Here is a 13411-nt window from a genome sequence, read left to right as displayed (position 1 = left end):
AGGCCCTTTGGGCCGCAAAAGAAGAACCACCAGCTAAGCTGGTGGGTTTCTCTTTATGGGAAAATTGGAAGGTTTAAGGCATAAAATGGACGGATAAGGTAAATGATGCAGAGATAAGTTTTTTACTGGAGTACTGCGGAATATCTGTATTTTTGCATAGTTATAGGTATTTTCTGTTCTAATGTATTCATACAGACGGTATTCTATCATAATCAATATTATCTTTCATTTGGTGTAGATTCAAGGAAAATGGAACTCGTAAATTGGCAGGTATAGAAACTCCATTTAAAAATGTATCATTACTGTTTATACCAATACAGAAGGATTTATATGCCGCCAGGTGGCGATAGAGTGATGAACATTTATACGGCTATATTTAGTCTGCCGTGTTATTTTATCCCCATGCACGAAAATCTATGATATAATGTATCACATGGAAACTATAGAAACTAACACTCAGAAAAAGGTATCCTTCATTACTCTTGGTTGTAAGGTTAACCAGTATGATAGTGATGCCATGCGTACTCTCTTTGTACGGAATGGGTATGCTCAGGCAGGGGAAAATGACGATGCTGATGTATATGTCGTCAATACCTGCTCTGTCACCAGCATTGGCGATAGGAAATCCCGACAGATGGTGCGCCGTATCCGCCGGGCTCATCCAAAGGCGATTATTGCGGTGGCTGGCTGCTATGCCCAGCTGGCACCAGAGATCTTTGAAAAGATGGGAGACGTAGATGTGATTGTGGGTCTGCAGAATCGGACCCGTATTGTTGACTATGTAGAACAGGCCATGCACCGGACGGATAATAGGCCACTGAACGAGACAGTGGATATTATGAAGGTGGATCACTTCGAGAATATGGAAGTGGATATGGCAGGTGAAGTAAGGACCCGGGCTTTTGTGAAAGTTCAGGAGGGTTGTGATAATTACTGTACCTTTTGCATTATTCCCTATGCCCGTGGCAAACTGAAATCCCGGCTCCAGGCAGATGCGGTTCATGAAATCACACGCCTTGTGTCTGAAGGATACAGGGAAGTCGTACTTACCGGTATTCATCTTGGTAATTACGGGAAGGATCTTCATGATGGTACATCTCTGGCTACGCTGGTAGCGGAACTTGTAAAGATTCCGGAGCTCCTGCGTATCCGACTTGGCTCTGTTGAGTCTGTGGAATTGTCAGAAGATCTGATTTCCATCATGCAGCATGAGCCAAAGGTATGTCGTCATCTCCATCTGCCAATCCAGTCAGGCTCTGATGCTGTACTGAAGGGTATGAACCGTCATTACAGGCTTCCTCAATTCAAAAAGTTAATCTCTGAACTTCGGGAAAAGGTGCCAGGCATTGCAATCACCACAGACCTCATTGTCGGGTTCCCCGGAGAAACAGAAGAAAACTTCGAGGAAACTTTGGAAACGCTAAAGGAAATCCGGTTCTCTGGTATCCATGTATTCCCTTATTCCAGACGCACAGGGACTCCGGCAGCTTCCTATCCGAATCAGATATCTAATGAAATCAAGAAAGAACGGGTTCACCGGGTACAGGCATTGGAAAAAGGAATTGCATTGGATTATAGGAAACAGTTTTTAGGGAAAGTAGTCCGGGTATTGGCAGAGGAACAAAAGAATGGATTTTTTGAGGGGCTCACGGATGAATATATCCGGGTGTCTATCAGAAATTCAAATATAGAAAGAGGACACATGTATCCTGTCTGTATCGATAAAATTACAGAAGATGGCATGACAGGAACCGTAGCAGAGGAGGAGTAATTATGGCTGATTGTATTTTCTGCAAAATCGCTGCTGGTGAGATTCCAAGCACTAAAGTGTATGAAGATGAACACTGGTATGCTTTTAAGGATATTGAACCCTGTGCGCCGGTCCATATTCTTGTAATTCCAAAGAAACATGTAGATAATATCCTTGCTTTAGATGAAGAAACGAATAAGGATTTTTCTGATTTCTTTATGGTTGTTAAGAAAATCGCGCTGGAAGCCGGTTTAAAGGAATGTGGTTTCCGTCTGGTTATCAATACTGGAGAAAAAGCGGGCCAGTCGGTCTTCCATTTCCATGCCCATATTATTGGAGGTAAAGAACTGGGATGGCCTCCTTTTCCGGAAAATAAATAAAGATGTAAGTAGTAAAACGGCAGGTTTGAGGACTGCCGTTTTTTGCTGCAGGAGAATAGCTCGGCAAAGAAGATATGAAGGGTATTTTGAAATTGTGAATAATGTATTTGTGCAGCAGTAATTTATCCAGAGCCCGATTTAAACCTTTTACGATGTGCCGGATTGATTTATGTAGGCATCAGCATCGCTCAGAAAGAAACAATCCATTCAGCCATTGGGAAAGGTTATGAATTTATTCAGCGATCCGGTACCGCTCCTTATACTGAAATGGACATGAATGGACTATTAGATGCAGAAACATAATCAGGCATACGAAATTGGACGTATTAATGTAAAATTGACCTGCAGTCTATTCTATTCTATTCTATTCTATTCTATTCTATTCTATGATATAATTGATTCACATTAAGAAAGCACTGGGTACTCAGTGCTTTCTGTGTTTAGAAAGAAGGATATAAAAATGAAAAAATGGGGAAAATTATTGATTGCTTCTATTATGGGCGCTGCCATGCTGGCTCCAGGAATGGTCAGCGAAGCTCAAATGCCCGGCAGGATTGGCATTCCGAATCCGCTGGTAGAATACAACAGCTATGAAAGACTGGGACAGGTAGTAGGTTTTGATCCCCTGTTCCTGACGGAATCTTTTGGCTATAAAGTGGATGACTACATTGCTATCAGCCGTGAAACCGCAGATATCCGTTACAGCAATGATAAAGGCGCTAAGCTTATGGTTCGCAGTGAAAAGATGAAACAGGGCGAAGCAGCTAAGGATATCAGCGGTGTGTATACTGGAAAGTGGGAAGAGAAACGGATTGGAAATGCCCAGGTCTACGTAGCAAAGACCGGCAGCCATTCCTTCGCTGCTCACTGGACCACCGGCGGCTATGCTTTCGCTGTTACCGGAGAAGGAATGAATGAAAAAGAATTTAATCATCTCCTGACCGGTTATTTCGTAGATATTACGGACCACTACTACAGCAATCGGGCTGTGCCGTTGATGTAACCACGAGAACAGTGGTTGTGCCAATTTCAGTTTGTCGAGCTGTTGGTATTCGGTGTTGAGGGTAGAGTCACTCGCACGGGGCTGTTAGCTGCCAGGAAAACTGATTCGCCTGCGGCGCTTTCCACTAGATATTTCCGCCAGTCATTCGTGCCGTAGGCTGTCGAGTCTTCCTGGCAGCTAGAAGCTAGGAACCCCGCACGAATGAATCTATCCGTAAGCTTCGCTCTAACAGCTCGTCAAACTGCAATTTGACTGAAGCTTCCGATAGGGACTGCGGACATGCAATGGCATAATGTATTTCGTTATGAAAGGTTATTAAAAAATTTTATTATCTCTCTTCTGTAAACCTATGGTAAAGTAAAGGCATAATTCCACAGGATTCAATGGTGAATCTTTCATTCTATGCAAGGGATGAAGATACCGGGAGAGCCGGGAAAGGAAGGCACCGAAGGGGCAGAAACTCTCAGGTAAACGGACCGGTATTTGGACTATCCTCTGGAGAGCCTATGGGCACCGAAGAAGCAGGCAGCAATGCTTATCTTTCAGGTCAAAGGACAGAGGCGCACTGATTTTTTACAGTGCGCCTTTTTTTGTTGGGAAAAAGGCGCACCCGGAAAAGGAAGGGGACGATGGATTTTGGATAAGAAGACACCGCTTTATGATAGGCATGTGGCTTTGAAAGGAAAAATGGTTTCCTTTGGAGGCTATACCATGCCGGTACAGTATGGGAAAGGAATCCTTGCGGAGCATATGGCAGTCCGCACGAAGATGGGCATGTTTGATGTATCTCATATGGGAGAAGTACTTTTTGAAGGGAAGGGAGCCCTGCCTTCGCTGAACCATCTTTTGAGCAATGACTATACGAATCTTCCTGTCGGAAAGGTACGTTACGGCACCATGCTGAACGAAAAGGGCGGGGTCATTGATGATCTTATTGTTTACCATCTGGGGGAAGACCGGTACATGGTGGTGGTCAATGCGGCTACCCATGACAAAGATGCGGACCATATGGCAAAGAATCTTCTTCCGGATACCAGGTTTACCGATATATCCGAAGACACCGGACTCATTTCCCTGCAGGGCCCCATGACGAAGGATTTCCTGCCGGCCCTGGTGGAATCAGGAGAACTGCCAGCTGTATACTACAGCGAAAAGGAGCACGTGGTCATCGGCGGCGTGGATTGTCTGGTCTCCCGCACAGGGTATACCGGGGAATTCGGCTATGAGATTTTCTGCAGCGCCAATGAAGTCGGGAAGATTTGGAATCTACTTCTGGAAAAGGGAGGAGAGGATCTCCTTCCCTGCGGCCTCGGTGCCAGGGATACCCTTCGCCTCGAGGCAGCCATGCCTCTTTACGGTCATGAAATGGATGAGACCGTGAGTCCCCTGGAAACGGGACTGGACTTCGCTGTGAAGCTTGGTAAGAAAGAATTCATCGGTCTTTCAGCACTTTTGGCAGAGCCGCCGAAACGGGAACGGATAGGCCTGAAGGTTACCGGCCGCGGCATCGTGAGGGAGGAGGAAGACCTGTACCTGGGAGACCATAAAATCGGGCGCACCACATCGGGCACCTACTGCCCATACCTGAAAGGGGCCTATGCCATGGCCCTGGTTCCCCGGGAAACGGTAACAATCGGTGATACAGTGCTGGCTGATGTAAGAGGGAGAAAAGTGGCCTGCGAAGTGGTACCATTGCCTTTTTATAAGAGAAAGTAAAACCGGGATCGAAACCGAGATTGAGGTCGAGATAGACGGGGCCTGCTAGTAGCTAAAAGCTGGACGCCACCACTTGGTCAAAGGCCAGACCGCAGGTTGGCCTCCTCGATTTCATCATATTTTCATAATACCCATCGTAATCAACAAGGAGGAATCATTATGAACTTTCCACAGGATGTCAAATATGCCAAAACCCATGAATGGATCAAAGAAGACGGTGATTTTATCTATATCGGACTTACGGATTTTGCACAGGACCAGCTGGGGGATATTGTATTTGTCAATCTTCCGGAGGTGGGAGATCCCGTTTCCAAAGGAGACACCTTCGCAGATATCGAATCGGTGAAGGCGGTATCCGATGTGTACAGCCCGGTGACGGGAGAAGTGGAAGAGGTGAATGAGGAACTGCTGGATGCACCGGAAAAGGTGAATGGAGATCCCTATGGAGCCTGGTTCGTGAAAGTGAAGAATGTGACTGACAAAGAAGACCTGATGGACGCAAAGGAGTATGAGGAATTCTGCAAGACCCAGGGGGAGGAATAACTATGGGAAATTATGTACCCGCCTCTGAGGAAGAGACGAAGGAAATGCTGGATTTCCTGGGCCTTTCTTCTGTGGATGACCTGTATCGGGACGTGCCCCGGGATGTATACCGGAGCCGGCTGCCCCTGCCGGCAGGGAAAAGCGAAATGGAAGTGATCCGGGAAATCCGGAAGCTGGGAGCGAAAAACCGTCGGTTCACATCGATTTTTCGCGGTGCCGGTGCTTATAGCCACTATATTCCGGCCATTGTCAAACAGGTGATTTCCAAGGAAGCCTTCCGTACCACCTACACCCCTTACCAGGCAGAAATCAGCCAGGGAATCCTTCAGTCCATTTTCGAGCACCAGACCATGATTTCCGAACTGACCGGTATGGATGTATCCGATGCTTCTGTATACGATGGCTCCACAGCTGCGGCGGAGGCCATATTTATGTGCCTTGACAGGAAAAAGAACAGTGTCCTTGCTTCAGGAACCATGCATCCCCAGATGCTGGAAGTCATGAAGACCTACTGCGACAGCCGCCGGGTAGATTTCCATGTGATTCCTGCTAAGGAAGGACAGACGGACCAGGAAAAACTGGCGGAAATGGCGGATGACGGGACAGCGGCCGTAGTCTTCCAGAGTCCTAATTTCTTTGGCCTCATAGAAGAGGGAGACGCCCTGGTGTCTTTGGCCCATGAAGTCAAAGCGAAGGCGGTCATGTCCGTCTCTCCCCTGTCTCTGGGAATTCTGAAAACGCCGGGGGAATATGGGGCAGATATTGCCGTGGGGGATGGGCAGGAGCTGGGACTGCCCCTGTCTTTTGGAGGCCCTTACATGGGATTTATGACGTGCCGGGAAAAGCTTATGAGAAAGCTGCCGGGACGGATTGTAGGGGAAACTACGGACAGCCGGGGAAACCGCTGCTACGTACTGACACTGCAGGCCCGGGAGCAGCATATCCGCCGGGAAAAGGCATCTTCCAATATCTGTTCCAATGAGGCCCTCTGCACCATGGCCTGCGGCGCCTATATGGTTGCCCTGGGGCCCGATGGTATGAAAGAGGCCGCATCCCAGTGCTATGCCAAAGCCCATTACCTGGCAGGAGAACTGGAAAAGATCGGCTTTACCCTGAGATACAAAGGCCCCTTCTTTGATGAGTTTGTAACGGCTTCACCTGTTCCGCCACAGAAAGTGGAGGAGATACTGGAAGAAAATGGCATACTGGGAGGCCTTCCTGTGGATGGCGGTATTCTCTGGTGCGCTACGGAAATGAACAGTAAAGAAGATATGGATGAAATGGTTGCAATCCTGAAAGGAGGGATGGGTCATGGAACTTCTATTTGAGCGGTCCCGGAAAGGCCACCATATGGACCTGTTTCCACCCTGTGATGTGGCTGTGAGGGACATGGATATCCCTCTGCGGCAGAAAGCACCCCATCTGCCGGAGCTGGATGAGGTGGAGCTGGACCGGCACTACGGACAGTTGGAAAAACAGACATTTGGCGTGAACCATGGGTTTTATCCCTTAGGTTCCTGCACCATGAAATACAATCCGGCGGTCAATGAGGAAGCGGCCTCCTTGGAGTCCTTTACCGATATCCATCCCCTGGCCCCGGAGGAAAGTGTGCAGGGAGCCCTGGAAGTGATGTATCGGCTGCAGAACCTTCTTGCCGTCATTACGGGAATGGATGAAATGACTCTCCAGCCGGCGGCTGGAGCCCATGGAGAATACACGGGGTTGCGCCTGATCCGCGCTTACCATGAATCCAGGGGAGATACAAAGCGGACGAAAATTATTGTTCCCGACTCTGCCCATGGAACGAACCCCGCATCTGCGTCCATGGCGGGGGATGAAGTGGTCCATGTACCATCCAATGAAAAGGGCGGTGTCGACCTCGTTGGGCTCAAAGCCGCCGTGGGGGACGATACGGCAGGCCTCATGCTGACCAATCCGAATACTCTGGGCATTTTTGACCCGAATATCCTGGAAATTACCCGTATCGTCCATGAAGCAGGGGGCCTTTGCTACTATGATGGGGCAAACCTGAATGCGGTGGTAGGAAGAGCCTGCCCCGGAGATATGGGGTTTGACTGTGTCCATGTGAACCTGCATAAAACATTTTCCACGCCCCATGGCGGTGGCGGCCCCGGAAGCGGACCTGTGGGGTGCAAAGCGTTTCTGGCAGATTTTCTGCCCCATCCCATCGTGGTGAAAGAGGGAGAGGACTATCACTTCAAAAGGCCGGAGAAATCCTTTGGCCGGGTGAAAATGTTCTATGGTAACTTCCTTGTTATCCTCAGGGCTTTTACCTATATTCTCATGCTTGGCTCTGATGGCCTTGCGGCAACATCGGCCCATGCGGTACTGAATGCCAATTACCTTATGAAGAAGCTGGCGTCCCAGATGGACATGGCCTATCCCGGCGGCTGCATGCATGAATTCGTAATGACCCTGGAAAAATATAAGAAGGAAACCGGTGTTTCCGCCCTGGATGTGGCGAAGGGCCTTCTGGATGAAGGCATGCATCCGCCCACCATGTATTTCCCCCTGATTGTCCATGAAGCACTGATGGCGGAACCAACGGAGACGGAAAATAAGGAAACTTTGGACTGGGCTGCTGAAGCATTTATTCGAGTCTTTGAAAAGGGACGGGTCGATCCGGAATCTCTCCACACGGCTCCCCACCAGACACCCATAGGCAGGCCGGATGAAGTCAAAGCGGCTCGGCATCCTCATATTCGGTATGATTTCGGGGGCTGATATGATTCGAAAAATTACATTTCTATGTAACTGGAAAGAGACCCAAAACCCCTTCCGAAATTTCGCAGTGGAGGAATACCTCATGCATCATGTGGAGGAAGGGGAAATCGTCTTCTTCCTCTGGCAGGACAGGAATACCGTAGTCATTGGCCGGAACCAGAACGGCTGGCGGGAATGCGATGTGAAGCGGCTGGAAGAGGACGGGGGCCTTCTGGCCCGCCGGCTTTCCGGCGGCGGTGCTGTGTACCATGATATTGGAAATATGAATTTTTCTTTCCTTGCCAGGAGAAAAGATTACGATGTGGATCGGCAGCTTTCCGTCATCATGGATGGCCTGTCCCCTTTTGGTATTCATGCGGAAAAAAGCGGACGGAACGATATCAAAATCGATGGGCGTAAATTCTCGGGCAATGCTTTTTATCGAACCGGAGATTACTGCTATCACCATGGTACACTTCTCATTTCCGAGGACATGAAGGATATGATGAAATACCTCAATGTGGACGGTTCGAAGATGAACTACAAAGGGGTCAAATCGGTGCCTTCCAAGGTGGTGAACCTTTCGGACCTGAATGGAGCCATTACCGTAGAAAGCCTGACGGAAGCGCTGAAGGAAAGCTTCGGGAAGGTCTATGGCCTTCCAGTTCACGAAATTCGTTCTTCCGATATCCCGGAAGAGGCACTGGAAGAAAGGATCCGCTTCTTTTCTTCCTGGGACTGGCGCCTGGGTCAGGCCAGGGAATTCAGTACGTCCATCGAAGGACGGTATGACTGGGGATTTATCCGTCTCTATTTTGGGGTAAATCGGGGAAAAATAGAAAAGGCATCGGTGGACTCTGATGGCCTGGAGGCAGATCTTATCGCCTCCCTCCCCGGCGTGCTGAAGGGATCCCGGTATGAAGGCTCAGCCCTGGCGGAAGCTCTCTCGTCCCTGCCCGTCGAAACGGCGGAGGAAAGAGCGGTCCTTTCTGATGTGACAGAACTGGTAAGAGAAAAGGCGTAAGGACGGGATGATGCATCCAATTGCGGTTTGCAGGGATGTTGAAACTTGCAGTTTAGCATACTGACGGTTGGAGTCATAGCCTTGAGCAGTGAGCCTTGGGCCTTGAGTTTGCCAGCTGCTTCGCGGCAGATTTGCATACTTACGGGTAGAGTCATTCGCATGGAGCTTCTAGCTTCTGGCTACTAGCTTCTAGGAAAACTGATTCGCCTGCGGCGCTTTCCATCTGTTGTTTCCGCCAGTCATTCGTGCGGGGCTTCTAGCAGCTAGGAGCTAACAGCTAGAAGCCCCACACGAATGACTCTATCCATCAGCGCTGCCCAACAGCTCGACAAACTGAAATATCGCTGTGTAGTACCAACGTCCTTATATCTATCCCAAAGGAGGATACTCATGAAATATGATGTAGTTGTAATCGGCGGCGGTCCAGGAGGATATGTCTGTGCCATTCATTGTACCCGGTATGGATTGAAGACAGCGCTGGTGGAGAAGGCAGAACTTGGTGGTACCTGTCTCAACAGGGGCTGTATCCCGACAAAGACCCTGCTCTATGCAGCAGGACTTCTGGAAAACATAGACAAGGCTGCCCTATTTGGTATCAGGAATGCCGGAGGTACGCCTGACTTTGCGGGCCTTCGTAAACGGTGCAGCGATGTCGTTTCTACTTTAAGAAAAGGGGTAGGGCGGCTGCTGAAACAGAATAAAGTGGATATTTACCAGGGAAAGGGGCGTGTAGTTTCTCCAACTGCAGTATCCGTGGAAGGGGAGAACCCGGTAGAACTCACAACTTCTCATATCGTATTGGCTGTCGGCGGGGCTCCGTCCATTCCTCCCATTCCGGGAAGCAGCCTGCCCGGTGTCTATACCAGTGACAGCCTTCTCTCGGAACTGCCGGAATCAAAGAAACTGGTCATCATCGGTGGCGGTGTTATTGGCGTGGAATTTGCAGAAGCCTACCGGGCTTTTGGGACGGATGTATCTATCGTGGAAATGATGCCCCGACTCCTGCCACCCTTTGATACAGACCTTGCCCGCCACCTGGCGGCCCTTTTCCGGAAAAAAGGCATCCATGTGTTCACCGGGGCCGGTGTGAAGAAAATTGAAAAAACGGAAGAGGGACTTTCCATTTCTTTTGAAAAAGGAGGGAAAGAGGAGTTTCTTCCTGCCGATGCGGTGCTCATTGCCACCGGCCGTCATCCGGAAACGAAGGACCTGCTCCCCATGGAAGTGGACATGGAGCGGGGCTGTTTCAAGGTGGACAGTCACATGGAGACTTCGGTTAAGGGAGTATATGCCATTGGTGATATCGTTTATGGGACGGTACAGCTTGCCCATTCTGCTGAAGCTCAGGGGAAAGCGGCAGCTGCTGCCATCGCAGGTAAACCCTGCTCCATAGAGTTGGATCTGGTGCCGCAGTGTGTTTATACGCTGCCGGAAATTGCCTCTATAGGACTTACGGAGGAGGCGGCGAAACAAAGAGACATTCCCATCAAAACAGGTCGTGTTGTCATGGGAAGCAATGCTAAAAGTCTTATTGCCGATGAGGGAGGCTATATAAAAATCTTGTCTGACGAGTCTGGCTATATCCGTGGAGCCCAGCTTATTTGTGCTGATGCGTATAATCTGATCAGTGAGATTTCGCTGGCAATTGTAAACCATCTGACATTGAAAGAGTTCCTGAAAGTGATTCGTCCCCATCCATCAGTAGAAGAAGCTTTGGGAGGAGCGGCAGAAAGCGCGCTGCTTAGATAAAAAGTTAGAGAGAAATAATTTTTTCATTTAACACCAATACCATAAGTCCTGGTATTGGTGTTTTTATATAAAATTTATGAAATCCCTTTAAAGATGGGGTACAATAGAATGGTATCGTAATTAGTTGGAGATGGATAGTTTGGATAAAATTGCAGTACTCATTCCTTGCTGGAATGAAGCCATTACAATAGGAAAGGTTATCAGGGATTTCAGGAAAGTTCTTCCGGAAGCGGTGATTTATGTATATGACAATAATTCTACCGACAGAACTGCTGAAATTGCAGAACGGGAAGGAGCGGTAGTGCGTCATGAATACCGGCAGGGAAAAGGTAATGTGATCCGTTCCATGTTCCGGGATATTGATGCAGACTGCTACGTCATGGTAGATGGAGATGATACCTATCCGGCAGAAAATGCGAGGGCCATGGTCAATCTTATTCTGGAAGGAAAGGCGGATATGGTCATTGGGGACCGCCTGTCGTCTACCTATTTCGAGGAGAATAAAAGGCCATTCCATAATTCAGGAAATATGCTGGTCCGGCGGTTTATTAACATGTTTTGGGGTGAAAACAGCCATGAAATCAAAGATGTCATGACCGGTTACCGTGCTTTTTCTCCTATGTTTGTCAAAACTTTTCCTATCCTGTCCAAAGGTTTTGAAATCGAGACAGAAATGACGATTCATGCGCTGGATAAGAATCTTCTTTTAGCAAATGTGCCCGTTTCCTATCGTGATCGGCCGGCTGGCAGTGTGAGTAAACTTCATACTTTTCGGGATGGCGCCAGAGTGCTTCGAACCATATTTATGCTCTATAAAGACTATCGGCCTCTCCGTTTTTTTACCATGGCAGCTCTGGCGATGGCTTTTATCTCGCTGGCCCTTTTCCTCCCTGTATTTCATGAATACATGGTCACCGGTCTGGTTCCTAAATTACCGACACTGGTGACGTCGGGATTCTTTATGATGGCAGCTGTTGTCTTTCTTGGTACTGGACTTATGCTGGATATAGAAGTCAAAAACAGTAGAAAAAATTTTGAAATACAGATGAATATCATACGGATGATGCTGAGAAAAGGGCAGTAAGTAATTGGCTGGATGTGGATAGTTTTAAAGATGATGAATCTGGCACATCTGATTCAAATAATTTGCGGGAAATCAATTTTTATTCCTCTCATAATGCCTGTTGAATTTGATTCGTCATTAATAATTATTTACCCTTGGAATTTCATGATTCACTTTATTCCTTTTTATTATTCCAGACAGGTGAACTATGTTTGATTCTTTAATTCGTAAATTTTTTCCCTCTACTGAGCGATTTTGGGAAGTTTTCCGCTTTCTTTTAGTAGGAGGTGGTTGTTTCCTCTTAGAGTATGGCCTTCTTTTTGCATTGACCGAGTATGGTGGCTTGAATCCTCTGGTATCGGCGCCTATTGCTTTTACAGTATCACTGGTGGTCAACTATATTCTCTGTGTCTATGTAGTATTTCATGCAGAACAGCAGAGTAAGAAACAGATGGCTCTCTTTGCATTGACATCGATTATTGGTCTTGGCATCAATCAGGTGGTCATGTGGTTCTTCATTGATATCATAGGTATCTGGTATATGTTTGCCAAGGTAGTGGCTTCTGCGGTAGTCATGGTATGGAATTATTTTACCAAGCGGTATGTGCTGCATGGACATGTATAAAAATATAAAAATAGCGGCATCAACGAAACTGTTTCATTGATGTCGCTATTTTTATATTCAGGAAAGCGCATCCTTCAGTTGTGCCCGGAAGATATTGGCACCGCCATTGGCAGGGTGTCGGAGACAGGTGACAGAAAAGCCCGCTTTCGTAAGGGTAGTTTCGCTCTTCTTGCCGATGGCGAAGAGGGGGAGGGAACCGGTGAGGGTAAGGAGCTCCTTCGTGTAAGACAGGCCGATGGAGAGTTCCTCGTCCGTGGGAGTACGGTTCGTGAGGAGGTTTCCTTTTTTATAGGGATGGAAGGGGAAAATATTCCAGAGAAGAAATTCCTCCGGAGAAAGGCCGGCATCCAGGCACGCTTTCCACACCACCGAGTCCGTGGGTTCGTTGAATCCCTTTTCCCGCTGGGTGGGTTTCGTGATGAAAGGGCTGTCAGGGCGGCTGGTCCGTTCTCCAGGACGACGGAAAATCATATCCGAAGTGACCACCGGATGGCAGTCCAGCAGCATGCGCTCGCAGGTCATGGCGATGCCGGAGAACTGCCCTCCCTGATAGCCGCAGGCTTCTGCTACGAGAAGGATTTTTGCCTTTCCCAGACGGAGGGACAGGTAGTCGGAAAGGTTCTTCCGCCTGATAGCAGCCGCCCCTTCTACGTCATAGTCAAGATCGGTGTCGTTCCACGGATTGAAGGTGTTTTCTCCATGGAAAGCAATGAGATGGTTCATAAAGGAAGAAATGGTCATGGTGGTAATCCTCCTGGTGGATATAAAGGGCTCAGCCAATTTCAGTTTGTCGAGCTGTTAGGGCGATGCTTACGGATAGAGTCATTCGTGCGG

12 protein-coding genes and 1 riboswitch are annotated in these 13411 nt (G+C 48.3%); of the genes, 11 read left to right on the top strand and 1 reads right to left on the bottom strand.

Annotation, left to right across the window (positions count from 1 at the left end; translation table 11 throughout):
• Positions 1–424 precede the first annotated feature (424 nt).
• The 11 genes from mtaB to QZR21_RS05270 all read left to right on the top strand — a co-directional run bounded on the left by mtaB (position 425) and on the right by QZR21_RS05270 (position 12577).
• Complete coding sequence (gene mtaB / locus QZR21_RS05320; protein WP_307974021.1) at positions 425–1771, top strand: tRNA (N(6)-L-threonylcarbamoyladenosine(37)-C(2))-methylthiotransferase MtaB; 1347 nt, start codon at positions 425–427, stop codon at positions 1769–1771.
• A gap of 2 nt (positions 1772–1773) precedes the next feature.
• The gene (locus QZR21_RS05315) at positions 1774–2130 is read left to right on the top strand and encodes a histidine triad nucleotide-binding protein (RefSeq protein WP_296098992.1); all 357 of its coding nucleotides are present in this window, start codon (positions 1774–1776) and stop codon (positions 2128–2130) included.
• Between the two features lie 460 nt (positions 2131–2590).
• Entirely contained in the window at positions 2591–3133 is a 543-nt protein-coding gene (locus tag QZR21_RS05310) for a hypothetical protein (protein ID WP_296098988.1), read from the top strand.
• A gap of 411 nt (positions 3134–3544) precedes the next feature.
• Positions 3545–3622, top strand: a riboswitch (glycine riboswitch).
• 147 nt (positions 3623–3769) lie between these two features.
• Positions 3770–4849 carry a glycine cleavage system aminomethyltransferase GcvT gene (gene gcvT / locus QZR21_RS05305; protein ID WP_296974138.1) on the top strand — a complete coding sequence of 360 codons (1080 nt, stop codon included), beginning with the start codon at positions 3770–3772 and terminating at the stop codon, positions 4847–4849.
• Between the two features lie 159 nt (positions 4850–5008).
• Positions 5009–5392 (top strand): glycine cleavage system protein GcvH, encoded by a 384-nt coding sequence (gene gcvH, locus QZR21_RS05300; RefSeq protein ID WP_363143127.1) that lies wholly within the window; start codon positions 5009–5011, stop codon positions 5390–5392.
• A gap of 2 nt (positions 5393–5394) precedes the next feature.
• Positions 5395–6720: an aminomethyl-transferring glycine dehydrogenase subunit GcvPA gene (gcvPA, locus tag QZR21_RS05295; RefSeq protein WP_296974136.1), complete on the top strand. Its 1326-nt coding sequence runs from the start codon at positions 5395–5397 to the stop codon at positions 6718–6720.
• A complete protein-coding gene (gcvPB, locus tag QZR21_RS05290; RefSeq protein ID WP_296974134.1) occupies positions 6704–8137 on the top strand; it encodes an aminomethyl-transferring glycine dehydrogenase subunit GcvPB in 1434 nt (477 codons plus the stop codon). The genes gcvPA and gcvPB overlap by 17 nt, the downstream gene beginning before the upstream one ends.
• A 1-nt stretch (position 8138) precedes the next feature.
• Complete coding sequence (locus QZR21_RS05285) at positions 8139–9140, top strand: lipoate--protein ligase (protein ID WP_296098978.1); 1002 nt, start codon at positions 8139–8141, stop codon at positions 9138–9140.
• 390 nt (positions 9141–9530) lie between these two features.
• The gene (gene lpdA, locus QZR21_RS05280; protein ID WP_296974129.1) at positions 9531–10889 is read left to right on the top strand and encodes a dihydrolipoyl dehydrogenase; all 1359 of its coding nucleotides are present in this window, start codon (positions 9531–9533) and stop codon (positions 10887–10889) included.
• A gap of 139 nt (positions 10890–11028) precedes the next feature.
• Positions 11029–11973: a glycosyltransferase family 2 protein gene (locus QZR21_RS05275; protein WP_296098975.1), complete on the top strand. Its 945-nt coding sequence runs from the start codon at positions 11029–11031 to the stop codon at positions 11971–11973.
• A 187-nt stretch (positions 11974–12160) separates the two neighbouring features.
• A complete protein-coding gene (locus QZR21_RS05270; protein ID WP_296098971.1) occupies positions 12161–12577 on the top strand; it encodes a GtrA family protein in 417 nt (138 codons plus the stop codon).
• A gap of 57 nt (positions 12578–12634) precedes the next feature.
• Here the strand turns inward: QZR21_RS05270 and QZR21_RS05265 are convergent, their stop codons facing one another.
• Entirely contained in the window at positions 12635–13318 is a 684-nt protein-coding gene (locus QZR21_RS05265; RefSeq protein WP_296098969.1) for a uracil-DNA glycosylase, read from the bottom strand.
• Positions 13319–13411: the final 93 nt, after the last annotated feature.

Origin of the sequence: uncultured Dialister sp. (assembly GCF_900541605.1) — a bacterium.
In the GTDB taxonomy this organism is placed as follows: domain Bacteria; phylum Bacillota; class Negativicutes; order Veillonellales; family Dialisteraceae; genus Dialister.
Note: the sequence above shows the minus strand (reverse complement) of the source record. Positions and strands in the feature narration are given on the sequence as shown.

What these genes read in the sequence shown, in the direction of transcription:
- mtaB (WP_307974021.1), top strand. Translation starts at nt 425, where the DNA reads ATGTATCACATGGAAACTATAGAAACTAACACTCAGAAAAAGGTATCC.
- gcvPA (WP_296974136.1), top strand. Translation starts at nt 5,395, where the DNA reads ATGGGAAATTATGTACCCGCCTCTGAGGAAGAGACGAAGGAAATGCTG.
- QZR21_RS05310 (WP_296098988.1), top strand. Translation starts at nt 2,591, where the DNA reads ATGAAAAAATGGGGAAAATTATTGATTGCTTCTATTATGGGCGCTGCC.
- QZR21_RS05315 (WP_296098992.1), top strand. Translation starts at nt 1,774, where the DNA reads ATGGCTGATTGTATTTTCTGCAAAATCGCTGCTGGTGAGATTCCAAGC.
- lpdA (WP_296974129.1), top strand. Translation starts at nt 9,531, where the DNA reads ATGAAATATGATGTAGTTGTAATCGGCGGCGGTCCAGGAGGATATGTC.
- QZR21_RS05265 (WP_296098969.1), bottom strand. Translation starts at nt 13,318, where the DNA reads ATGACCATTTCTTCCTTTATGAACCATCTCATTGCTTTCCATGGAGAA.
- gcvH (WP_363143127.1), top strand. Translation starts at nt 5,009, where the DNA reads ATGAACTTTCCACAGGATGTCAAATATGCCAAAACCCATGAATGGATC.
- gcvPB (WP_296974134.1), top strand. Translation starts at nt 6,704, where the DNA reads ATGGAACTTCTATTTGAGCGGTCCCGGAAAGGCCACCATATGGACCTG.
- QZR21_RS05285 (WP_296098978.1), top strand. Translation starts at nt 8,139, where the DNA reads ATGATTCGAAAAATTACATTTCTATGTAACTGGAAAGAGACCCAAAAC.
- QZR21_RS05270 (WP_296098971.1), top strand. Translation starts at nt 12,161, where the DNA reads ATGTTTGATTCTTTAATTCGTAAATTTTTTCCCTCTACTGAGCGATTT.